Raw genomic sequence first — 371 nt, forward strand, 5'->3', positions numbered from 1 at the left:
ACATCGGTCGCGTTGCCGTCGAACACGTCCCAGCTCACGGTCCTGGACTCGACCATGGCGCGGACCTTGGCAATCTCACCGCTCCACTCGTCTTCGGTGATCTTGGTCCCGGTGACCTTTGTGAAGGGCTCAAACATGGTCTTGCGCGCGGCCGCTTGGCCGGCCCCGCCCCAGCCGGTGACCGTCAGCTGATCGCCCGCGAACGCGGGTTTCGCCGGATAAAACGCACCCGCTGCCAGGCCGATCACGGCGAAGGCACCCGCGACCGTCAATGTCTTCCTCATCGTCTGCTTTCTCCCCTGTTATGCGAGCCCAAATTGGAGTGGCGTTGTCTAAGACCTGCCACGTTTTACTCGCGGCCAACACTCCAT

1 pseudogene is annotated in these 371 nt (G+C 62.5%); it reads right to left on the reverse strand.

Annotated elements, in window-relative coordinates:
- Positions 1 to 284: pseudogene (locus AC0L2J_RS34790) on the reverse strand (ABC transporter substrate-binding protein); the annotation flags it as partial.
- Positions 285 to 371 lie beyond the last annotated feature (87 nt).

The sequence above is a fragment of the Bradyrhizobium sp. MV1.5 genome (assembly GCF_055807615.1).